The sequence below is a fragment of the candidate division WOR-3 bacterium genome (assembly GCA_039802005.1).
In the GTDB taxonomy this organism is placed as follows: Bacteria; Hydrothermota; Tepidihabitantia; order SM23-42; family JAOAFX01; genus JAOAFX01.
Window position 1 is genome coordinate 1 of record JBDRVV010000015.1, and the last position, 24,597, is coordinate 24,597.

The following is a 24,597-nucleotide window of genomic DNA, read 5'->3' on the forward strand; positions in this document are numbered from 1 at the left end:
ATATAATATTTCATTGCCAGCGTAGCTCAGGTGGCAGAGCAGCGGTTTCGTAAACCGCAGGTCAGCAGTTCGAATCTGCTCGCTGGCTATAAGAATCTTAGAAAATTTTTATAGATTTTTAACTAATTTTCTGGGGATTGCTTTTTCTTTAATAACTCTCTACTTGCCGCAGCAAGAACCTGGTCTTTCTGATTTGCTATTTTCTTCAGAATTTCTATGGATTTCGGAGTACCAATTTTTGCAAAGGCATTCAAAACCGATAACTTTGTTTCCTGAATTATGTCGCCTTTAAAAAATGGTTTTTCATCTAAAATTGCTGTTAAATAATCAAGAATTGTATCATCACCTTTTTCGCCAAGAACTTCAATGATTGACCTCCTGAATTGTTCCTCTTTTTCATCCGGAATAGATTTACGCTGTTTCAACCAGGTGGCGACCTCAACCAGTTTTTCCTTTACATCTTCTTTGGGTAGCGACTTGATTGACAAAATCACCACCGAACGATGGGGACTATTTAATCCAAGTTTTATATATTCATAAATTTTTTCGCCATCAATTTTGTTTAAACTTTCAATAACTGCCAGTTGTACCCTTTCATCTTTATCCTCCATCAATTTGCCAAGGTGTTCTACTGCTGTCTGTGCTTTTAATTCACCCAAAATATATATACCATTACGACGGACATACCACTCTTGTGAATTAAGCAATTTTACTATTTCGGGGATAATCTTTTCACCCATCCGGATAAGAACATCAATAATTTTCATCCTGACTGACTTATCTTCAGCATCCTTAAGGGTATCAATAAGCATTGGTATAGAGTAATCAGCCATCGCAATCAATGCATCCCTTGCTTCAACATACGAACCCTGATCCCATAAAAGGGAAACAAGCTCGGGTAGATAATTCTGATCTTTTATCTCTGCAATAGTCCTTATAACAATATGTTTCTTATCAAGTAAAGATTTTTCTTTGCGCACAAGATGCCGGCTGAATTTTTTAGAAATAAATTGCACGATCTCTTCACGCTGATGTTTTTGTGCAAGAAAATATAAATTCTTAAGACTATCTACTATTTTTTTGAAAATACTTATATCCTCTTCTGTATCGCTCAATGTATCAAAACGGTCAACAAGTAATCTGACAAGTTCGTAATTCTTAGTTTCAAAAATTTTATTACTCAATTGCATTAGTTTGTCAATTGCCTCTGTGCGGTTCTGTGCCGAGGAATCCCTCAACTGGGGGAATAAACTCCTCATCTGTTGTTCTAAATTCTTTTCCATTATTTTATCTGCAACATCAGTTCCTTTCGTTGCCTTCATTTCACTCATCAATCGTGCAACAATCTTCTCAAAATTTATCTCCGGAACATTGACTCGTATTGATGAAAGTATATCAGGTAATCTTGTACCTGTAATATTCTTTAAGATATCAACGATTTCATCTTCCACATTTGGTGATTTTTCTTTTGCCTTAGTTGCAATGATATCAATAATGTCTTCATCAGCCATAGTAGGAATTAAACTTTTAAAAAGCAGTGCAAGTTTCTTATTTTCAGTTTTATAACGCACAATATTTTTCTTAATAGTAGGTGAAAGAACTGCAAGCATACGCGAGAATATTACCGCATACTCATCCCATCTTTCTTCTCCATACTGGTCAGCAATCATCCCTGCGAGTTTCTCAAGTCCGGTTATTACTTTACTCGTCTGAATTTCTGCTGATTCATTACCGAGAACACCAATTCCAGCAAGAAAACTGCCCAGCTGTTTTATCCGCTCTTCTTCAGTCCAGGTTTGTTGAGAAATCACAAGTGACTCCAGAAAATTCGTCCAGTCAAGTTGTTTTACTTCTTCTTCCGAAGAAACAACACCAACACGATATTTGTTTATTTTGATACTCAAAATACCTCGTGCTCTCACCAGAGCAACGATATCTCCATAATCAGCAAGATCCGCTGGCGTAGCTGCCATTGCCAGGAAGAAAGCGCGTATTTCATCTTCCGGCGCATTTATATCAAACGTAATGCTTTTAACACCAAGTCGGATAAATCTATCCACAAGACTTTTTACAAGTGGTAATTTTTTCGATTCAAACCTATCTTCGCCCATCATCAAAACATCCTCTATTACAACAACAGATACCGATTCTTGTTCTATTGGCAATTCTTTTAGTAAAATCTTTATTCGTTGAATTACCGGTTCCAGAGAGGGATGCCCCTTAGGGTAAATGCGACAGATATTAATACCGAGTCCAAGTTGTTTAATGAATTCAGTTTTAAATTCAATGGTTTGATCCTCGGGCATAATCACCTCAGTTTTAATTTATATGCACGAACTGTAATATAATTCTCAATGACTTCTCCATATTCTTCGTATTCAAAAAAAGAACGAGTCGCCTGATAGAGCGATTCTCCCACCAAAACTACATTACTTTCTGCATTCTTTTGTAATACAAGACTCTTAGCAAAACCCTCGGTTACAAAGATTGCATTACGTAAATCTCCTTTTATATTGTAGATAGATGCGGGTGCCATCTCTAGCCCACATTTTATTTTACATTCTTTTATTAGTGGAGAAATCTTATTGCATTCCTTAACTTTTTTAATTATCTCTTCAACCGCCATAATTGAGAGATGGGGTGCGTAACCACTTTCTCTGTTTAAACCAAATATACCAACAATTTCATCACCAATAACCTGATATAGTATGCCTCTATATTTCTCAATAATTGCATAGAAACTACCGAAGAGACTGTTTAAAAAGTTCATCACATCTTCTGCTGTCATGCTCTCACTTAACCCGGTAAAGCCCGATAAATCAGCACGTAAAAAAGTTAATGGTAACTCCTCAAGTGGTAATGTTTTTTCTAAAGAAAGTATCTTACCACAATAAGGACAAAAATTTGCCTTTTCGGGCAAAGTATTTTTACATTCAGGACAATTTGACATTTAAATCTCCAGTAATCTGGTATATTCTTTCTTTTTAATAAAATATGAGCGATTTTCCGAGTTCAATCTTGACTTAATATCATCGAGAACATAAAGTGCCTTGCGTCCATAATAATGTGCCTGTTCTATCTCATTGTGTTCATAACAAAATACTGCAAGTTTATACAATGCCTGTCCAATCAATGGTGGATATTTCAATGTCTCACTGATAGTAAGTGCATTTTTTAGATGATCCATCGCCTTTATCTCATCAATATCAGAAAGTATTAAATAACAATAAAATTCAATTTCCTTATTATTTAACTTTTGTGCTAAATTAAAAGCACTGTTAACAAATTCCCTTGCCCTTTCAACCTGATTCAGGTTTATTAAACTTAAAGACTTCTTCAGATTAATTTCTGCCAGTAAATTATCACGTACCAATAAGGAAATTTTCTTATCAGCAATATTTAAATAACGATTGACTTCAGCCTCATTTTTTTGCATCGACTCTATTATTGCTAAATTTAGCACAGATTTTAATGTAATTTCAAAACCAATTTGCTCGGTCAGACTGAATGCCTCCAGAAAATATTGTTTGGCCTTTTGTAAGTTACCCACCTGATAATAATTCTCTCCAATTAAATATTTCAATTCTGCAAGATCGAGTATTTCATTAACTTTTACTAAATCACTCTGTGCGTAGTCAAGGTACTCAAAACTGAGCTCATAATTTCCAAGATTTTGGTGCATTTTTGAAAGATTCAATAGACACGGCAATTCACCTTCTTTATAATTATTATTGCGTGCAGTAACCCAAGCGAGATTATAATTCAACAAACTTTTTTCTGGTTCATTTCTCGACTGATAGAGTTTACCCAAACCAGTATATAGTAGTGTGAGTATATCATACATTTGGTCATTACAAGTTTCAATTGCGGAAATATATAATTCTTCCGACCTTTTAAATTCATTAAGTAAATAACAGGCAACGGCTAAACGCTCGGTAAAAAGAAGATTCCATCTTAATAAATTCAACCTGCGAGTATTTTCCATACCCTGTTCAGATATTGTCTTCATTCGCTGGATATCGCCTTTCAATTCATAAAGGTCGCTGAGATTTAATTGACATTCAACTATTTTTTCAAGTTCAATTACCCCTGGATGTTCTTCTACAATTCTTAAAACAGTGTTGTAATAATTCATTGCAGGTTCAATCGAATATAAAGTTTTTGCTTTGTCTCCCGACAATTTGAAATAATAACTTGCCTTCTCAAATCTTTCACAGGATAGAAATTGTTGAGCGAGAACTTCGTAATATTCAGAAAGACAATTGGCATATATATTTTCGAGTAATTCGGCAATCCTTTTGTGTATATCTTTTCTTTTTTTAATTGGCAAAGTCGTATATACCGCATCTCTTAAAAGATTATGCCTAAAAATATATACCGGGTCTTCACTGTCACGAAACTGGACGATGTAATCTTCTTTTATTAAGTAATCAAGCCGTTCCTGTATGTCGGGTACATTACCCAAAAGATTTGTAATAATCTTTCGAGTAAAACTGTATCCTACAACGGATGCATAATCAATCAACAAGCGATGGGCTGAAGAGAGAGCATCTATACCCGACATCACAACACCATAAAGGTCATCAAGGAAAGGTAATCGTCTTTCTTTTTCTAAATACCATTTACCTTCTTCATTTTGTTTGATAAGTTGAGTCCTCCTAACATTTCTTATCGTTTCAATAACAAATAATGGATTGCCTCCGGATATACGGAATATGAACTCTGCAAGTTTCTCATCCACCTCACAATTCAAAATGTGTTTAATCAAATCTTTAACGGCATCAAACGAGAGGGGGTTTAAGTTGATGATATCAAGAGGCTGATTTATTTTACCACTTATGTCCTCTATAAAATTCACCATCAATAAAAAAATTGGAAAATCCGAAAGTTCATTAACAAAATAATTCACCAACATTTTACTCAAATTGTCTGCGCGATTGAATTCCTCAAAAATTAAAACTAATGGTTTTCTTTTACAAATTACCTTGAGAACATTCTTTACTGCACTAAATATCTCCTCTTGTATCTTATGTAATTTCTCTCCCCAAATCCGTCTCATATCCGTTGTAAAAAGATGTTTTAAACCTTGTGCGTCCTGTAATGTCAGATTATTGTTTTCTATAAATTCATCAATTTTTTTCTCAATTTTTTTTACATCATCATATTCATCCAGACTCAAAAGTTCACGGAAGAACGTCTTAAATGGATAATATGGGGTATGGATCTCTATCGCACAATAACTTTCGTAAACATAATAATTTCTGTCATGTTTGATAAACTCTATAAATTCTTCTTTAAGTCTGGTTTTACCGATACCCATCTGACCTGTTATTGCACAAATTTTCAGAGTTTTTGTTTCATTCACCATTTTTGCAGCATTTACCAATTTTTCAAATTCTTTCTCCCTTCCTAACAATGGAAATTTGGATGCAACAATTTTCCTTTTTTCTTTTAATAACCCTTTTAGTTTATAGATTTTGATGGACCCAGTTCTGCCCTTTACTGTTCGTTCTCCCACAAAATCAACATCTACGATATTAGAAACTCCTTCGTAGGCAGAACTACTTAAGTATATTTCGTCCGGCGGACATATTTGAGTCAGCCGTGCTGCTACATTAACTGTATCGCCAATAATAGTTAAATAAGAAAGTTCCTCTATTACATAACCAAAAAATACCCAACCAGTATTCACCCCGAATGAAATACGCCAGTCTCCAATTTCTTTTTTTCCAATTTTATTTTGATAATAATCTCTTATTGCTAAGATGCACTCGATTGCTCGCTCAGGGTCATCGCGATGTGTCCTTGGAATGCCAAAAGCAGCAAGAATGCGGTTATCAGGGAAAATCTTATTAGCAGTACCTTCGTATTTTTTTATTATATTCTCCAACTCATCCATTGTTTCAGCAAGATAAATTGCATTCAGACGGGCTTTTGACTTATCTATAACCTTTGCCGTATTAATAAAATTAACAAAAAATAATGTTGCGATACGAGATTCACCACCCCATAATTTTACATGTTCGCTATCAATTTGAGATTCTACTGAATGAACAAGCTTTGCTCCACAATTAGGACAAAATTTGTATGACTCTAAAATTTTTACATAACCACAAAAACTACACTCCCCCATAGCAAGAAATTATACACAAAATTTACAAAGTGTCAATAATGAAAAATTTAATATTTTGAATAAATACAGCGCTAAATGCTTTTAACTTTTGTGCAGTAATTTTTCAATCTCATAATGTTTCCCATCCTCTGCCGCAAGAACCGATATACCAGTTTTCTCACTTAATTGCCTTGCAATATTCCAGGGCCCCTTACGGATAATGGTCATACCAAAATGAGTGATGATAGCGACCTTTGGTTTAATACCTGAAATTATCTCTTCACAATCGGAAACAGATAGGTGGTCAATTTCAGAAGATTCAAGTTTCAGAAGGCTCAATATGACAATTTCGCCTTTATAGGCATTTATCAATTCTGGGAAAAACTTCGTATCAACAATATATGAAATTGAATAATTATCATAACTTAATTTAATACCATAAGTTTCGACCCGATGTTCGTGTTTGATGGGAAATTTAATTTTTAATCCATTTAATTGAATTTCAAATCCCGGGGTAATTATCTTTATTTCTTTTAAAAATTCTAATAAATAATCAAAAACTACACCTCCTTTGCCAAATGCATCACTCGGCGCAAATAAGACTCCATTCTTTTTAAATCCACCTTGGGTCAACACATCAAGATAAACATTTATATCTGCGGAGTGATCAATGTGCTTATGAGTCAAGATTATCGCATCAATCTTTTCAGGATTAAATTTTGGTAAATATGTTAAGAAGCGATAATATGACTCTGGACCAGGGTCAACAAGGATATTCTTCCCTCCTATTCTAAAAAAAATCCCACCCGTTGCACGTAGTTGTTTGGCAATAACAAACCGTGCACCTCCGGTGCCCAAAAAAATAATTTCGTCTTTCTTCGGTTTTTTGATCTTTGTCGTCATTTTAATACTTTTCACACAAATTATTATTAAAAAAAATAAATAATTTCACCATACTCTAAATCGTTTCCCTGTCAATGATTTTCAAAATCTCCGTAATGGTTTCTTCAAGGTTTATATTCTTCACCACATATTTGTAATCTTTCATATACTTTAGTTCCTTGGTCGCGGTTTTCAAACGATTCTCAATCTCCTTTTCGTTATCAGTATTTCTTTTTATCAATCTTTTTTTTAACTCAGCAAAATCAGGTGGCAAGACAAATATATAAATTCCATCGGGATATAGTGGCATTAATTTCTTTGCACCCTGGACATCAATATCCATTAGAACATGGAAACCATTTTTTAAATTTTTTTCTAAAAAATCTTTAGGTGTTCCATAATAATGTCCGTGTACAATTGCATATTCAGCAAACTTACCCTCTGCAATCCAGCGTTTAAATTCTTTTTCAGTAAGAAAAAAATATTCCCTTCCATTTACCTCACCTTTTCTTTTTGCCCTTGAAGTTGCAGATATAGAATACACAATATCTTTACGTCTTGCTACTATTTCATTACATATAGTAGTTTTACCAACGCCGGATGGACCTGAAATAACTATTAATTTCGCCCTTTTACTCAATGTTTTGTACCTGTTCTCTGATTTTTTCTATCCCCTCTTTAATATTCACTACCGATTCACTTATCCTCAGGTAATTTGCCTTAACACTCAATGTATTTGCCTCTCTCTGCATTTCCTGAAGCAAAAAATTCAGCCGTCTTCCGGGGTATTTTTCATTATCAAGGGCATCTTTAAATGCCTTGATGTGTCCTGATAATCTTGAATATTCTTCTGCAACATCGGTTCTATCTGCAATATAAAGCATTTCCTGATATAATCTTGAACGGTCAACATTTTCGTTAATTCCTTTAACCAAATCATTTAAGTGCTTTTTGTAGTACTCATTCCTTTCCGGTATCATTAATTTAATCTTCTCAACTTCCTGGATAATATCACATAAGATTTTCATAATTTCTTGTTTTGTATGTTCACCCTCTCTTTTCTTTGACATAATCAATTCATTCAATGCCTGATTAAAAATTGGTTTAAAACTTTTGAATATCAATTTTGTATCTGTCTGACTCTGACTTATCTTTATCAAACCCGGTATGGAAAGCAGAGTATTTATATTTAATGAACCTGTCACTTTATACTTCTTTTTAATTTCTCGCGCAATTGTTAAATATGCATCAAGCAATTCTTTGTCAACTTCAAATCTATTTCCTAAGATTTCGCGGTCCTGTTGAACCACGACAACGATATGCCCACGACATATGTTTTCCTGTAGAATTTTCTTTATCTCATCTTCAAATGGGCTGAAAGAACTTGGCAACTTAAGGGAGATATCAAGAAACCGATGGTTATATGACCTTATCTCCACATCAAATTTTATTGGCGGATTTTTTATCTCACCGCTCGCCCTGCCTATTCCGGTCATACTATATGGCATAATTAAACCTCCAGGATGATTGTCACAGGCCCATTATTTTCCAAACTCACAAGCATCCTTTCACCGAAAACGCCCGATTTTGTAGAAATACCATTATTTCTTAATTTCTCAATAAAAAACTCATACAACCTCTTCGCCCTCTCTGGCTCTTCTGCGTTTGTAAAAGATGGCCTCCTGCCCCTGCTTGTGTCAGCGAGTAAGGTAAATTGAGATACCACCAATGCTTCACCATTGATGTCTTTTAGTGAAAGATTAAATTTTCCATTATTGTCTTCAAAAATTCTCAAATTTACACAGGTTTGTGCTAAATCATCTGCCTGCTTTTCAGTATCACCTTTTTTTACACCGAGCAATATCAACAGCCCCTCCCCAATCTTGGAAATTATCTTATCTTCTATTATGACTTCTGCTTTTTTCACTCTTTGTAAAACTGCCTTCACTTTGAAATTGCCTCAAGAATTGACTTTGCAAAGTCCTTCGCTGCTTGTGGTCCTGAACCTGTGATAACATTACCACAGATCTCTATATCCCTGCCTGTATATTCTCTACAATGTGGTTTAATTTCATCTGCAACTCCGGGATAAACAGTCACCTTTTTATCCTTAAGAATCCCTGCCCTTGCCAGAACAATCGGGGCAATACAGATCGCTGCAACAATTTTGTTTTTTTCATAAAAACTATTGATAATGGAGTGAAGGATTTTATCATCCCATAGTTCTCTACAACCAATTCCTCCTGCAATAATCAATGCCACGAAACTATCGGGATTCACTTGAGATATTAAAATTTCTGGTTTTACTACCATACCCATCATACCCATTGCAGGCGTGGTATCAGTAGAAGCAATAACAACCTTAAATCCTGAATTTTTCAAAAGTTCAAATGGTTCCTTAAATTCTTCATCTCGAAAATCATTATGCGCAATGACAATCAGTACTGATTTTTTCTGAAAAACTTCATTCTCGGTTTTTGAAAATGTTGGTTTTTGTTCTTTACTACCTCCACAAAACACAAAAAGTAGTAACCCGAGAATAAAATTTCTTTTCATAAAACCTCCTGAATTCAATTTAAAAAGCGGGAGACGGGATTCGAACCCGCAACCAACGGCTTGGAAGGCCGTGACTCTACCATTGAGCTACTCCCGCATAACTCTCTTCATTTCTCTTAAAATTTTATTGTTTGAAATAATTATACCTGTTTAAAAGAAAAAGTCAACAATCAAAAAAAAAACAGCTCCTTGACAATCTTCTCTACTTCATTATACTAATTATGATGGCTGTAAATATACAGGAAATCGCAATAGACTTGATTAAAACAATAAAAGCAGCACAAATCTATCAAACCAACCATCCAAGTTTCAAAAATTTTTTTAATCAGTTTTACAAAGACATCACTGAATATCTAAAAACTAATTATGAATTTATTCTCAAAATAGAAAGATTTTCAATACGTTATGAAGAAAGAATTATCTATGAAGAAACTGAAAAAGATATCAGTGTTGCCTTTAGACTATTCAAAGACGGGATAAGGGAAATTAAGTTTACTGAAGGTATCACGGAAGATGAATTGTTGATCTTTATAGAAATTGTAAGTCGAACTGACCGTGATCAGGATATTGCCTTAAACCTTTGGGAATGTGATTTTTCACACATAACTTTCTATGTTGTAGAAGAAGAGGAAGAAGAAAAATTCGCATATACCCTCCCTGAATTACCAAAACTTGAAATAAATTACGACGATACGGTGAAAGGGATTCTTACCAGAGAAAAGATTGACTTCGCTGATAAAATATCTGTGGAAATAACCCCCGAGGAACTAAGAACTTTAAAATCGGAAATTGATGAAATTGAAAACCAAACCGAACTTAGTATTGTAATCACCACTTTGATTGATGTGTTAAAAAATACAAAATCGCCTGAAGTCGTTGAGGCTCTTGCGGAAATACTCGAACTTTGCATCAATAGTAATGATTTCAAAAATGCAGTTCTAATCGTAAATTACCTGTGGAATTATGCAGATATAAACCTTATACCGAGAATAGAAAATGAAGGTATGATCGCAAGCTTTGCAGAATTACCGGACACCCTCGACGACCAATCATTTAGCGATTTCGTTGCATTGATTGGTTTTTTTTCAAAAAAAACAATCCCTTGGTTCATCCGTATTCTAAAAAATGTGAAAAATGATGAACGCCTGCGCGTTCTACAAGAACGACTGGCTTATATCTGCCAGGGTGATGTTGAACCAATTTTAACTTTTCTAAAAGAAAGAGACATTAAAATCCTCACAAATGCAATTGTAATTTTGGGCAAGATAAAAAACCCTTCTGTTATCTCACATTTAAAAACCTTAACTTTGCATCCATCTCCCCTGGTTAGAAAGTCAATAGTGGACGCCTTAACTGAATTTGGTGAAACCAAAATGATCTCTGATTTTCTTGAAGACACGGATGTAAATGTAAGGATAAGGGCGCTCCAGGCTCTTGAAAAATTAGGTGGCTATACTGCTATCTATCAAAAATTGATTAGAACAATAAAAAAACGAGAATTTTTGAATTTGAATTACAATGAACAGAAAGCATATTTTGATTGTCTGATTGCCAATGGGAATAAAAATCTCGTGAGAGATTTAGAAAAAATTTTATTTAAATGGATTTTGTTCGGTAAACAGAAATATTTAGTAAAAAGACAGTTATCAGCACAAGCTCTGGCTAAAATTGGTAATGAAACTGCTGTTTCTATTCTCAGGAAAGGTATGAAGAAGAAAAACGAAGATATAAAGGCGGTATGTGAAACCGCTTTAAAATTTATAGAGAGTAAAAATGAGCAAACCCGATAAAGATTTTATTAATAGTCTTTATGCCCTCATAAAAGCGACTTTTGTTTATGATTTTAACAATGATGTTGTTGTCAACCTTATAAATAAGTTTATGAATCAGTTAAAATTTTTCTTCCAAACAAATAATCAAATTGAGATCATGAGATACCGTGATTATATATTCTTTAACAAAATAAGAATGCGTTTTGAAATTGAAGGTTATGCAAGTTTACAATTCATAGAAGAAAATCTAAAAAAACTCGGAATAAAATCAATTATATTACTTCCGAACTTAAAAGCCCAAGAAATACTAAAATTTGCATCCCTCTTTAAACTCAACCGAGAGGGATTTGTTCAGAAATATAACGAAATCAAATTTAATTCAATTAATGTTGAATTTTATACTGAACAGGAAGAGACAATTCCTGAATTTCTCAAAGATGGAGAACAGATAAAAAAAACATACTTTAAGGCACTAAAGGTGACAAAAAATTTAATACAGAACCTTTGGAATCGACAGGCCGTTGATACTAAGAGCTTCCGGAGGGTTATTTATACATTGATTGACAGTTTGAGTCAGGATGAATTTGGTTTAACAGCACTAACCGCTATAAAAAATTTTGATGAATATACATATAACCATTCATTGAATGTTGGTGTTCTTTCTCTGGCTATGGGACAGCGCCTTGATCTGGAACGAAAAAATCTTGTAAAACTTGGGACCGGCGGATTATTACACGATATAGGAAAAGTCGCTATTTCAAAAGATTTAATTGACAAAAATGGACCGCTCACAAAAGAAGAATGGGAAATTATGAAGAAGCATTCGGTCTTTGGAGTAAGCGAAATAATAAAAACAAGGGGGTTAGATGATATCGCCTTCGCATCACTTTTAGCAGCTTATCAACACCACTGGAATTGTGACGGCACTGGATATCCCGAAAAAATAGATCCCAAAATACAACCCAATCTCTTTGCACGGATAATTCGTATTTGTGATGCATACGATGCAATGACCACATCAAGACCCTATCAGGTTTTACCCTATTTGCCTGCTGTAGCAATACGGGTGATCTGGGCGCATGCCGGGACTTATTTTGACCGAACACTGACTAAAGTTTTCATCCAAATTTTAGGAATTTATCCAGTGAGCAGTTGTGTTGAACTCAACAATGAAGAAATCGCAATTGTTTTACGTCAAAATCCTGCTAATATTGATAGACCAATTATTAAAATTGTATTAAATAATAAGAGAGAAAAAATAAACGGGCCGATTGTTGACCTTGGTTTAGAAAAAAGCCTAAATATACTGAGGGCAATTTATCCACAAAAATATGATATAAATCCTGCAGAACATCTTATTACACTGTAACAAAATTTACCTATTGACTTTTGCATATCTATAGATAAAATTGGACCATGAATAGAAATATTGCTGTTTTAGCGTCGGGTCGGGGTTCAAACCTTGAGGCAATCATCAAAAATATTGAGAATGGAACCTGTATTGCTAATCTTGTGCTCGTTATTAGCGATAATCCTGAAGCACGGGCATTGCAAATCGCCCGCGACCACAATATAAAGGCATTATATCTTGACCCCGGGCCAAAAAAGACATGGCTTTTACCGGAATATGAAGAAAATTATGTAAAGGTATTAAAAGAGCATGATGTCTATCTTGTATGTCTCGCAGGATTTATGAGAATAATCAAACAACCGCTATTGACGGCATTTCCTGGTAGGATTTTGAATATTCATCCATCTCTGCTCCCAGCATTTCCCGGGCTTGATGTTCAAAGGAAAGCGCTTGAGTATGGAGTTAAATATTCGGGATGCACTGTTCATTTTGTTGACGATACAGTGGATGGCGGTCCCATTATAACGCAGGCAGTAGTACCTATTTATGACAATGATACACCAGAGGCACTGGCAGAGAGAATCCTAAAAGAAGAACACAGAATTTACACCGAAGCAATAAATCTTGTTCTATCAGGTAAATTTAGGATAATAGGTAGAAGGGTCATTCGGGAAGAATCTTGATAAGATATTTCGCAATTGTTAATAATAAAATCACCGAAAGTGATAAAGACTCTGCAGCCATATATTATTTTATAAATCCAGACGACAATGAAAAAAAATTTCTCATCGAAAATTATAGAATTGATGAGCATACACTCAATTCAGCGCTTGACCCCAACGAACTTGCCCGTATGGAGTTTGAGCCAGAACATATCGCCATAATTTTAAAAAGGCCCAAAAAATATGAAGCGCGCGACCAACTGCTATTTAAAGTGCCAACAATTGGAATATTCTTATTCAAAAACTTTATGTTAATCGTCTCGGCAGAAGATATAATATTATTTGACGGCAAATTATTTTTAAGTGTATCAAATTTAAATGAACTACTGCTCAAAATAATTTATAGGTCAATCCACCATTTCGTTGACCATCTTAAAGTAATCAATATGATAACCGATGAATTGGAACAAAAAATAAACCGCTCAATGGAAAACCGTTATTTGATAAATATGTTCACTCTTGAAAAAAGCCTCGTCTATTATCTTGATGCAATTCATTCAAATAGTATGCTAATCGAAAAGATAAAACATAATGCGGCTAAATTTGAACTGAACCAGGAACAATTAGAGTTACTTGATGATATTACCATTGAAAACAATCAATGTTATGAACAGGCTCAGAACTATTCTGAAATTCTTGCAAGTTTGATGGATGCCCGCGCCTCCATTGTGAGTAATAATCTAAATATTTTAATAAAGGTATTAAATATTATTACAATTTTATTAATGGTGCCGACGATGGTCGTTTCTATATTTTCAATGAATGTGCCATTGCCTTTACAGGGGCACCCTTATGCATTCTGGATTATTCTTGGCTTATCAGGGTTGAGTGTGCTCACGGTGATTTTTATTTGGTGGAGATTGAAGCTTTAAAAAGATGGTTAGTGGGTTAGGGTTGAGAAACTACTGAATTGGTCATTGGGTTTAGTAGTTTGTTTAAAGACCAACAACCATAGACCAAAGACCATACCAGCATCCATGCCCATTAACCATAGACCATCTGTTAAAGGGCGGTTAGCTCAGCTGGTTAGAGCGTCGGTCTCACATACCGAAGGTCGAGCGTTCAAGTCGCTCACCGCCCATGCGAAATTGGCTTGCAGTCACCAAGTGAAACGCAGGTGAATGCAACTGCCAAATTCAGCATCCCGAACGCAGTGAGGGATATGTTAAGTTTGTAATAAATTTTTGAAATTTTTGAATTCAGCGTATATCTTCTTTTTCAGAAAAATATCCCGTGGTTCTCCCTCGGGTATTTTACTTAAAATTTCCTCAAGTAACTTATCAGCGACAGATAAATGATTCTTTGATTCAGTTATCTTCGTTAAATAATAATAAACCTGCGCCAGATAAAAATTTATTACAAATTTGGTTTCGTTATCATATTCAACCTTTTCATATCCAAGGGCAGTTTTTAGCAGATCAAGTGCTGTGTATAAATGTGTAACGAGTAATTTTTTTTCAATAATTGATTGTTTTATTTTCACCTTTGCCCTGCCAATTATACAAGTTAGTTTACTTTCAGGATCAAATAATTCTTCACACCTTTTTTCTAATTCCTCAAACATATTAAATGCCTTTTCATAATTACCTTTTTCTGTCTCCAATTCAGCAAGACTTATCATTACTTCATTTGCGTTCCTAACACTTCCTAATTTAACAAATATTTCATAAGCATTTTTAAAATAATATTCTGCTTTTGGTAGGTCACCCTTTTCAAGATAAATGTTACCAAGGCCATAATTTCCGTAGCCATTACCAAGTTGATTGTTTATCTGGGCATTTATATTTAAATATTCATTATATTTTTCTTCTGCCTTATCTAATGCACCAAGTTGATAATATGTGTTGCCGATATTGTAAGTAGCAATCGCACGGGCAAGGAGATTACCTGTTTTTATATCTATCTCAAGCGATTTGTTAAGATATTCAAGCGCCTTATAGTAATCTGATTGACGCGTATAATAACCACAAATATTATTGTATATAACCGCCATACCAGGTATATCCTCTAACATTTCGTATATCTTTAATGCCTTACTATACGCCTCAAAAGATTTTTCATATTCACCAGTATGAGAATAGATTGAACCAAGTTGATTATAAACCCTTGCGATTTTTTTCTTGGTTTGAATATTGGGGGCATCTTTCACATTTGTTAGTATCTGTTCAAGAACATTACGTGCCTGTTTTAATTCGCCCTTGAGATAGTATATCCAGGCAATACCAAGCCAGGTGTCGAACTTTTCCTCCTCGGAGAAATCTATAAGTAATTTTAATGATTCGTCATAAATTTGCAGCGCTTTTTCATAGTCACTGATTCTCTGATATGCATCTGCCATTTGATTAAGTATTTTGACCTTATCAAGTGTGCTATGTGCTATTTTAAATGCCCTTTCATAAAGCTCAATAGCATCTTCGCAACATCCTATTCTACTATATATTCCTCCCAATTTATACATTGTATCAAAAATAGTTTTGCTATCTTCGTCGGTATCAGGCTTTAATTCCTTAAGTACATATAAATAATACGAAATTGCTTCCATATTTGCGTAGCATTTTTGTGCATTTTCGCCCGCTTTCAAAGCATAATAAATTGCCTTATCTTTACAATCTGCTTTCGCATAATGTTCAAAAAGAACATCGTAAAATTCTGCAATCCGTTCAGAAAATAATGATTCGATAGTTTTCGCAACCAAAAGATGTAATTCTTTTACTTTCTTATCAGGAATACTTTTATAGATTGACTCTCGAACCAGTGCATGATTGAATGCATAATCCTGGTGATTATTTGTGTAAATGTAGCCAATTTCTAAAAGTCGGTTTATTAGATTATCAAGATTATCCCAGAATCGTGTGAATCCCTGCAATACCTTTTTATTAAATGTCCTTCCTAAAACTGCCATTTCAGAGAGTAAATCTCTCAATTCGGGACTCAATGTATCATATGACGCCTGTATTATACCTTCAATTGTATAAGGAATATCAAATTCAATCTCTCTTTCGCTCGCCAGCCACTCATTGCCACGCCGATAAATTATACCCTTAGAAATTAAAAATTTGATTAATTCTTCAAGAAAGAATGGGTTGCCGCCTGCATCACTTACTATCTTTTCTACTAAATCTTCGGGCAATTTTGGTATTTTTAGTAAATTTTTTGACAGTTCCAAGGTTTCTTCTCTGGTTAAAGGTTTAAGATAAATTTCATTTATTTTAATTTCCTTTTTTAATTGTTCTTTTATCTGCCAGAATGGTTTATTCTTTTCGGGACGTGAAATTAAAATTATGAGTGCTTTAATTCCGCTGTGTGTCTGCAAGAAAAATCGCAGTAACTCAAGAGTTGATTCGTCAGAAAGATACAAATCGTCGATGCAATAAACAGCAGGATTTTTTTGTGCATAATTCTCTAAAATCTGACTCACGGCATTAAAAATCTGCAATTTTATTTCTTCGGGTTTTAAATATTTAACCTTTTCTTCGTATTTTGCAGCAAGTTTAATATTAAAAAGTTCTGCGATATAAGGGAATATATCCTCTGCCTTTTCACCCATAAGTCTTTCAACTGTAGTTAAAAGTTTTGCCATCATCGACATTTCGCTATCTTCAGTTCTTATGTCAAAAATTTGTTTAAGAATTTCCAAAAATGGATAATAAAGTGTTTCACGATAGGGCGAACACCTACCAATACACCAGTTTATATTCTTTACCTTTTCCAGCGCCATACTCAATGACTGCGTGAATAGTTCTTCAAGTAACCGTGACTTTCCCACGCCAGCTTCTCCAAGTATAAGAACAATATTACCCTTTCCTAAAAATAGTTCTTCAATAAAATGGGAAAGAATAACCAATTCCTGTTTTCGGTCCACAAGTGGTGAACTTAAACCTTCAATTCCCCTTCTCTTTACAAATCCGGTCTTCTGCCTCTGTACATTATACACAATTATTTCCTGTTTTGACCCCTGTGGTAAAAATCGCAAAGGTTCTGAAAACTCAAAAACCGGTTTAGTAATTTGATAGACTTCATCGCTCACAAGCAATTCGTTTTCCTTTGCATATTCCATTATCCTTGCGGCAAAATTGACCGCATCGCCCATTACGGTATATTCGGATTTAATCTTTGAACCAACCGATGCAGCATATACCCGTCCTAAGTTTATGCCGATCCTTAAACCCAAAGGTTTCTTGATTTTTTCTTTTAGTTTTGAAATCTGATTGAGCATCAATAAACCTGATTTGATCGCCCTTTCCGGGTCCTCTTCATGGGCAGATGGTACACCAAATGTTGCCATTAAAACTCTACCTTCATGTTTGTCAATGTTTCCTTCATACAACTTAATCGCCTCGTCCAATTCATTAAATACAGTTTTTATAAATTCAACATATTCTTCGGTATCCAACTCTTGCTTCCAGGAATCTATCTGCGTAACTTCAGCAAACAGAATTACACAGGGTTTTAACCTCGCTTCTCTATCTTTTTCCATTCTTCAATTATCTCCTTGTTGTTAGGTAAATTCAAAAATTTATTTTGATATTCAAAATTTTTAATCTTTTGGGCACGAGAAACAACAATGTCATAAGAAAATTGCAAAAATTTGTATGCCTCCTTCGTTCTATTAATTTTATTCAGAATTTTATAATGGGTGTAGTAAATTTGTTCTTTATCTCCTTCAATCTCCTGTATACTTAAAAGTTTTTCAACCGCCCAGCTTGAGTATTGAAATGCCTTTTTTATATCATCTCTTTTTAACCATAAAAGTGCAAAATTGGATTGTGCAATTATCTCGTATGATGGATTCTTCACTTCCCGTGCCAGAGAAAGTGCAATTTTAAGTTCTTCCTCGGCATAATTTAAATGCCCCACCTGTAAATACACAATCCCTAATAGATTATGATAATATGCCAGATATTCTTTGGAGCCAATCTCTTTCGAAATTTCAATTGCGTTCTTAAGATACCCAACTGCCTCATCATATTTACCACTTTGTAGAGAGCAGGTGGCAATATTTCCATAACGGATTGCCATTCCAGATTTGTTCTTTATCGACTCGTCAATTTGTAAGGCTTGCATAAAGCATTCGAAGGCCTTCTCAATATCGCCTAATACCCCGTAAATATGCCCGATATTTGACAATCTTATTGCCTCTCCTTTTCTATTTAATTTCCTACGATCTATCTCTAACGCCTCTTGAAAATTTTTTAATGCCTCTTCATACTCACCAAATTGGATATGGACTCCCCCTATATTAGAAAGTATCTGCGCAACAAAAAGTGAATCGTTAATCTTACGAGCAATATTAAGCGCATCTTTATAATAAATTAGGGATTGTTCAAATTTGTTTAAATAATAATAAACATTAGCAATGTTCACATTCAATCTACTCAATGCGATTTTATCCTCTCCTTTTTCGTACATTGTCTTTGCTTTTGAATAATAAATAAGCGCCTGCTCTTTATCCCCAAGTTTCCAGTAACAGAGTCCAACGCCCTTTAAAATATTTCCTATGAGCTTATAATTATCACTTTCTTTCATAGAATCTAATGCCAAATTAAAAATTCTCAAAGCCTGAGAAATTTCATTCTTATTATAATAATTAATGCCCATTCTTTCAAGTATCAGTGTTTCTTGTTTTTCTTTATTCAATCTATTTAAAATTTCTAATGCACTATCATAATCTGCGATTGACTCAAAATATTCAGCCTGTTTCAACATTGCCTTCCGTTGATAATCCAAATTATTTATTTTTACCGCAAGTTTATACAAATCATTTATTGTCTTTAATTCTTCGTTTCTATCGCCAATCATATGAAGCAAATTTATTTTTTTAATTAATATATCACATTTTTCATCTTCATTTGTTGTTACCAGGTCTAAAAGTTCGTTATAAACCGTTAAACATTTCTCATAAGAAAACTCTTTTTCAAGATAATCTGCCCATTTTATTAAAAAGAGATATGCATCTTTTATTTCGCCTGCTTCTTTTAAATGAAATGCAACAAGTCCATAACTTCCCAATTGATTTGCATTCTCTTTCAATGCATCTGCAATCTTTAAATGAATTTCCTGACGATTTTTTTTTGTTAACCGTGTCCCTATACATTCACGCAGGGTATCCGAGTTAAAATATATTTTTGAATCTTTGTAATATAATAGCCCTCTATTAAGACAGTAATTTAAGAATTCATTTGCATCTGGTAACACTTTTAGAATTATTTGATAATCTATTTCATCATTTATGAGACTTAAAATACATAATCCTTTTAAATAATTCCTCGGTATTGAATCAACAATTGCCTCAGTAATTTCTTTAATTCTCCAAGAATTTGGCAATTTTTTTAATTCACTACCCATAGGAAATGAATTCTTAATTAAAATACTTATTTCCATGGCATAATAAGGATTACCACGGCACAAATTTACAATATCTTTTTTAAATTCATCGGTAATAAAATAATCCTTAAGATGATAAGCAACTATATCTAAAATAGCACAATCAGGCAATGGCTTAAGTTCTATAAATTCAACACTTTTTTTTATATCCCCTATTATTTTCTCTATAATCGGTAAATTTTTATCCCGTACTTCAATAATAATAGTAATTTTGTTATTTTGAATGTTTCCTTTCAAATATTCAAGAAAACTCAGCGAATGTTCATCAATAACTTCAACATTCTTTAAAATAATTATTACCGGTTTTGTTTTTGATGATTGTATAAACACGCTTAGCATCTCCCGGAATAATTTAAATTTATAATTCTCTTCACCCGGAGGAAGAGTAAAATCTGGGGAAATCTGATATACAATTTTCATAAAGGCTGAGCAAGGGATAAGATAATCTTGTTCGTTAAAAGTTGTTTCATATACATTAAATATATTGTTTTTGTTAATTCTATTTATAGCCTCATTTATAAAAACTGTTTTCCCAATTCCCATATCGCCCGAAATGATTATAAATTTAGGTATCTTTAAAAGTGCGTTATAAATTTTTTCAAACTCTTCACTCCGATATTCAAAGAAAAAAGGAAAAGCAACACCCGGAATAATTTTTTCCTTAACTTGAAAACCCTCCTTGGATTTCTCAAACAAAAAGTAATCTTTATTGATATCATAACATTTTTCATTAACGAGAATCTCCCCTTTTTCTGCAATTTCCTCCAGATGGGAAACTTCATCAAATAGATGTCCGTATATTTCTTCTCCCAATATCAGAATCTCGCCGGTTCCAACCCCAATATGGACATCTACTTGATAACGCATTTTCTTCATTGCCTCCTGAATCCTTAAGGCACTCCATAATGCATTACTTGAATCATTTCCATAAGAACGCGGGAACCCGAATATGGCAACCACTCTGTCTCCCTCATGTCTGATTATTGTCCCATAATGGCTATGGATTATTAAATCAATATTATTAAAACACTCATTTATAAAATCAGTTGTTTTTTCCGCCCCAATCTTATTAGTTAATTCAGTAAATCCAGAGATATCAGCGTAAAGAAGCGTTGCCAATCTCTTTTCATTCACATTTTGATTATATAAAAATTATTAAAAAATTCAAGTATATTCAAAAATTCTTCTTGACTTTCTAAAAATATTCAATATAATATAAGTGATGGAAGCAAAAGCCATCAAAAAATCCCCAATAACTGAAGATTATTTTACTCCTGAAGAGATTGTTGCCCGGCTTGACCGTTATATCATTGGGCAATCGGAGGCAAAAAAGGCAGTCGCAATTGCTTTAAGGAACCGCTGGCGCCGTCAGAGAGTCAAAGGAAAAATTAAAGAAGAAATATACCCTAACAATATTATACTTATTGGACCAACCGGCGTTGGCAAAACTGAAATCGCAAGAAGGTTAGCAGATCTGGCAAATGCCCCTTTTGTTAAAGTTGAAGCCTCACGCTATACAGAAGTAGGTTATGTAGGAAGGGATGTTGAATCAATGGTTCGCGACCTTGTCGAAATTGCAGTGAACATGGTTCGTCAGGAAAAGTACCGCACAGTTGAAGAAAAGGCACGTCAGTATGCCGAAGAAAGAATACTTGATATAATCTTACCAAGCCCAACTCGGAATGATAAAAATGGAATCAGTGATCAAACCCGTGAAAAAATCAGGGCATTGCTAAGAGCCAATAAACTTGATGACCGGATTGTTGAAATAGAAGTAACACGGAAGGCAACACCACTTATTGAAATTTTCAGTCAGGCAGGTGTTGAAGATTTTAGTATTGCAATTGAAGAAGCACTGGGCAACAAATTGCCTAAAAAGAAAAAGAAGAAAAAAATGACAGTTAAAGAAGCCATGAAGTATCTTCAAATGGAAGAAACAGACCGGCTGATTGACATGGATGAAGTTATAAGTGAAGCGAGGGAACGTGCCGAACAAACTGGTATCATATTCATAGACGAAATTGACAAAATCGCAGGTGGTGGTATCACAAGTGGACCGGATGTATCCCGTGAGGGTGTTCAAAGGGACCTCTTACCCATTGTGGAAGGTTCAAGCGTAATGACAAAATACGGAATGGTAAAAACTGACCACATTCTATTCATTGCGGCTGGTGCATTTCATAATAAAAAGCCTTCGGACTTGATACCCGAGTTGCAGGGAAGATTTCCGATCAGAGTTGAACTCTCACCATTAACGAAAGAAGATTTTTGTAGAATTCTTGTGGAACCAGATAATTCTCTTATAAAACAATACATTGCCCTATTTAAAACCGAGGGTATTGAATTAGAGTTCACCGATGACGCCATCAATGCTATTGCGGAGACAGCCGCGAAGGTAAATGAATCTACCGAAAATATTGGCGCACGAAGACTACACACAGTGATGTCCAAATTGCTGGAAGAACTTTTATTCACCGCACCAAACATCAGTATGAAAAGTATAAAAATTACAGGTGATTATGTGCACAGGAAACTTGCTGAAATAGTGAAAAATGTTGACGTATCAAGGTATATTCTTTAGTCTCTAATATGGAGACCAAAGAATTCAATACTATAGAATTCCCCAGAGTTTTACTTTATGTCGTTGATAATACTGACCAGGGGATATTCACTCCAGCAATTCAATTTTGTAAATTATTCAAAAGTCAACTCTTTGTTCTATTTGTTCTCGAAGAACATAGAATATCAAAATTAGCTTCTATAACTCACGAAAATATTGAATCAATAAAACAAAGAATTGAAGAAGAAGGTTGGGAAATGCTGTATCTTGTTGAAGATGAAGCAGTTGAAAATGGAGTAAGGACTTCTCTCCATATGGAGAATGGCCAGGTTCCGAGAGTAATTAAAAAATATTTGGAAAATTATAAAATTAATTTAATCCTGGTTAAGAAACGCGAAGAAACAAAAAAAATTTTTGTCTCGGCAACCGTGCCGGTATTTGGTTTATAAATAAAAGGGGGTGTAATGGAATTAAAAATTTCAAACTTTCTCAAACCTGAGGCAGTCATTATGGAAATGAATGCCACAGAAAAATTGGCAGCGATAAGAGAGCTGGTTGAATTTATGGTTGATAAAAATATCGCCCGCAACCGTGAACAATTATTTGAAGCGCTGGCAAAGAGAGAAAATCTTGAATCTACGGGAATTGGAGATGGCATCGCAATTCCCCATGCACGTACTGACTCAGTAGACGACCTCGTTCTTGTCTTTGCACGCTCCTCAGCTGGTATTGACTTTTCATCTATTGATGGGAAACCATCTCACATAATTTTTTTAATAGCCTCCCCCGAGAATAAAAAATCAGAATACATAATTGCGCTGGCGAAACTATCCAGACTTTTAAGGAAACTGCCCGTAAGAGAACAATTGAAAAATGCCAGCAATCCACAGGAGGTTCTTAATATAATTAAAAATAACGAAGAATAGAAACCCTATGCATTTGAATTTAATTCTAAAAAGGATGCCGAGATTATATTTAATTATTCTAATTTTATCGTTTTATACCCAATCATTCGCAAATAAAATTCTGATCCCTATGGATTTATCTCAAACCGAGCACCTAAAAGCTTACGGCATTGCCTACCACGCCCTTCAATATGGCATTACTGTGGAATGGTTGCTAAACTATCGAGGTGGTTCTTTTCTTATGGATTATAGTTCAATAATAGAAAAAGAATGCGCATTTGAAAACGTTAAATTGGAAATAGTTGCACCATCTCAAGTGTTAGAAATTTATCAAATGATACAGGACAATAATATGGAATCAATACTTCTGGAAAAGGCGCCGAAGATAGCAGTCTATATTCCTGAAAATTTTGAACCCTGGGATGATGCAGTAACCCTTGCCCTTGAATACGCTAAGATTCCTTACGAACAAATCTGGGATGAGGATGTATTAAAAGGAAAACTCACAAAATATGATTGGCTCCATTTACATCATGAAGATTTTACCGGGCAATATGGAAAATTTTATGCGGGATACCATAACACCGAGTGGTATCAAGAAGAAGTGATAAAAAATGAAACAATGGCAAAAAAACTGGGATTCAAAAAAGTATCCCAATTAAAACTTGCTGTCGCACTTGCGATAAAAGATTATATAAATCAAGGTGGTTTTGTATTTTCAATGTGTTCTGCTTGTGATACATGGGAGATAGCACTTGCCGCACAATTCACCGATATATGCCATAATGTTTTTGACGGTGACCCATTTGACTATAATGCTAATAATAAACTTGATTTTTCACAATGTCTCGCCTTTGAAAATTTTCAGGTCATCCTTGACCCACTTGTATATGAACACTCAACGATAGATGTTAGTATTGAAGCAGCCCAGCGAGGACCAAATACATATTTTTCATTATTTGATTTCAGTGCCAAGTTTGATCCTGTCCCTTGTATGCTCGTTCAAAATCATACTTCTCTCGTTAAAGAATTTTTAGGACAATGTTCGGGATTTAGAAGAAATACACTTAAACCATCAGTCCTCGTGCTCGGTGAAGTTATAGGAACAGAAGAAATTAAGTATATTCACGGAAATTTTGGTAAAGGAACATTTACTTATCTTGCTGGGCATGACCCTGAAGATTACCAGCATTTTGTGGGTGACCCCCCTACTGATCTGAGAAATTATAAAAATTCACCAGGATATCGTTTAATTCTCAACAATGTGCTCTTTCCTGCTGCGAGAAAAAAGGAGTTAAAAACATAAATAAATCAAGATTGTCAATCCCCTTAATTGAAATTAAAGAAAGAGAA

The 24,597-nt window shown here is 34.4% G+C and carries 18 protein-coding genes and 3 tRNA genes; 10 read left to right on the top strand and 11 right to left on the bottom strand.

Annotated elements, in window-relative coordinates; translation table 11 throughout:
• The first annotated feature begins 15 nt into the window (after positions 1-15).
• Positions 16-88 (top strand) — tRNA-Thr (locus ABIL69_06150).
• A 34-nt stretch (positions 89-122) separates the two neighbouring features.
• On the opposite strand, the gene ABIL69_06155 is transcribed toward ABIL69_06150, so the two are convergent.
• From ABIL69_06155 to ABIL69_06195, 9 genes are all read right to left on the bottom strand, one after another.
• Positions 123-2,306 carry a HEAT repeat domain-containing protein gene (locus ABIL69_06155; GenBank protein ID MEO0123570.1) on the bottom strand — a complete coding sequence of 728 codons (2,184 nt, stop codon included), beginning with the start codon at positions 2,304-2,306 and terminating at the stop codon, positions 123-125.
• A 2-nt stretch (positions 2,307-2,308) separates the two neighbouring features.
• Positions 2,309-2,950: an adenylate/guanylate cyclase domain-containing protein gene (locus ABIL69_06160; GenBank protein MEO0123571.1), complete on the bottom strand. Its 642-nt coding sequence runs from the start codon at positions 2,948-2,950 to the stop codon at positions 2,309-2,311.
• Positions 2,951-6,133 carry an AAA family ATPase gene (locus tag ABIL69_06165; protein ID MEO0123572.1) on the bottom strand — a complete coding sequence of 1,061 codons (3,183 nt, stop codon included), beginning with the start codon at positions 6,131-6,133 and terminating at the stop codon, positions 2,951-2,953. It lies immediately after the preceding gene.
• A gap of 81 nt (positions 6,134-6,214) precedes the next feature.
• Positions 6,215-7,030 carry an MBL fold metallo-hydrolase gene (locus ABIL69_06170; GenBank protein MEO0123573.1) on the bottom strand — a complete coding sequence of 272 codons (816 nt, stop codon included), beginning with the start codon at positions 7,028-7,030 and terminating at the stop codon, positions 6,215-6,217.
• 40 nt (positions 7,031-7,070) lie between these two features.
• A complete protein-coding gene (gene gmk, locus ABIL69_06175) occupies positions 7,071-7,634 on the bottom strand; it encodes a guanylate kinase (protein ID MEO0123574.1) in 564 nt (187 codons plus the stop codon).
• A complete protein-coding gene (locus tag ABIL69_06180) occupies positions 7,627-8,502 on the bottom strand; it encodes a YicC/YloC family endoribonuclease (protein ID MEO0123575.1) in 876 nt (291 codons plus the stop codon). Before ABIL69_06180 ends, gmk begins: the two co-directional genes overlap by 8 nt.
• Positions 8,503-8,504: 2 nt before the next feature.
• The gene (gene dtd / locus ABIL69_06185; protein MEO0123576.1) at positions 8,505-8,942 is read right to left on the bottom strand and encodes a D-aminoacyl-tRNA deacylase; all 438 of its coding nucleotides are present in this window, start codon (positions 8,940-8,942) and stop codon (positions 8,505-8,507) included.
• Complete coding sequence (locus ABIL69_06190; GenBank protein MEO0123577.1) at positions 8,939-9,550, bottom strand: DJ-1/PfpI family protein; 612 nt, start codon at positions 9,548-9,550, stop codon at positions 8,939-8,941. The genes dtd and ABIL69_06190 overlap by 4 nt, the downstream gene beginning before the upstream one ends.
• Positions 9,551-9,575: 25 nt before the next feature.
• Positions 9,576-9,647: transfer RNA gene (locus ABIL69_06195), tRNA-Gly, on the bottom strand.
• Positions 9,648-9,774: 127 nt separating this feature from the next.
• On the opposite strand from ABIL69_06195, the gene ABIL69_06200 reads away from it, so the two are divergent.
• The 5 genes from ABIL69_06200 to ABIL69_06220 all read left to right on the top strand — a co-directional run bounded on the left by ABIL69_06200 (position 9,775) and on the right by ABIL69_06220 (position 14,476).
• Positions 9,775-11,340 (top strand): HEAT repeat domain-containing protein, encoded by a 1,566-nt coding sequence (locus ABIL69_06200; GenBank protein ID MEO0123578.1) that lies wholly within the window; start codon positions 9,775-9,777, stop codon positions 11,338-11,340.
• Positions 11,324-12,691 carry an HD-GYP domain-containing protein gene (locus tag ABIL69_06205; protein MEO0123579.1) on the top strand — a complete coding sequence of 456 codons (1,368 nt, stop codon included), beginning with the start codon at positions 11,324-11,326 and terminating at the stop codon, positions 12,689-12,691. Before ABIL69_06200 ends, ABIL69_06205 begins: the two co-directional genes overlap by 17 nt.
• Before the next feature lie 47 nt (positions 12,692-12,738).
• The gene (gene purN / locus ABIL69_06210) at positions 12,739-13,356 is read left to right on the top strand and encodes a phosphoribosylglycinamide formyltransferase (protein MEO0123580.1); all 618 of its coding nucleotides are present in this window, start codon (positions 12,739-12,741) and stop codon (positions 13,354-13,356) included.
• Entirely contained in the window at positions 13,353-14,267 is a 915-nt protein-coding gene (locus tag ABIL69_06215; protein MEO0123581.1) for a magnesium transporter CorA family protein, read from the top strand. The genes purN and ABIL69_06215 overlap by 4 nt, the downstream gene beginning before the upstream one ends.
• Before the next feature lie 135 nt (positions 14,268-14,402).
• Positions 14,403-14,476: transfer RNA gene (locus ABIL69_06220), tRNA-Val, on the top strand.
• Positions 14,477-14,560: 84 nt separating this feature from the next.
• Here ABIL69_06220 and ABIL69_06225 read toward each other — a convergent pair.
• Complete coding sequence (locus tag ABIL69_06225) at positions 14,561-17,872, bottom strand: tetratricopeptide repeat protein (GenBank protein MEO0123582.1); 3,312 nt, start codon at positions 17,870-17,872, stop codon at positions 14,561-14,563.
• Positions 17,845-20,913 carry a tetratricopeptide repeat protein gene (locus ABIL69_06230; GenBank protein ID MEO0123583.1) on the bottom strand — a complete coding sequence of 1,023 codons (3,069 nt, stop codon included), beginning with the start codon at positions 20,911-20,913 and terminating at the stop codon, positions 17,845-17,847. Before ABIL69_06230 ends, ABIL69_06225 begins: the two co-directional genes overlap by 28 nt.
• An 88-nt stretch (positions 20,914-21,001) precedes the next feature.
• On the opposite strand from ABIL69_06230, the gene hslU reads away from it, so the two are divergent.
• The 4 genes from hslU to ABIL69_06250 are packed head-to-tail and all read left to right on the top strand — an operon-like array spanning position 21,002 to position 24,550.
• Positions 21,002-22,360, top strand: a complete 1,359-nt coding sequence (hslU, locus tag ABIL69_06235) for an ATP-dependent protease ATPase subunit HslU (GenBank protein ID MEO0123584.1) — start codon at positions 21,002-21,004, stop codon at positions 22,358-22,360.
• Between the two features lie 8 nt (positions 22,361-22,368).
• Positions 22,369-22,788 (top strand): hypothetical protein, encoded by a 420-nt coding sequence (locus ABIL69_06240; GenBank protein ID MEO0123585.1) that lies wholly within the window; start codon positions 22,369-22,371, stop codon positions 22,786-22,788.
• A gap of 15 nt (positions 22,789-22,803) precedes the next feature.
• Positions 22,804-23,265 (top strand): PTS sugar transporter subunit IIA, encoded by a 462-nt coding sequence (locus ABIL69_06245; protein ID MEO0123586.1) that lies wholly within the window; start codon positions 22,804-22,806, stop codon positions 23,263-23,265.
• A 34-nt stretch (positions 23,266-23,299) separates the two neighbouring features.
• Positions 23,300-24,550, top strand: a complete 1,251-nt coding sequence (locus ABIL69_06250; protein MEO0123587.1) for an asparagine synthetase B — start codon at positions 23,300-23,302, stop codon at positions 24,548-24,550.
• The last annotated feature ends 47 nt before the right edge of the window (positions 24,551-24,597 follow it).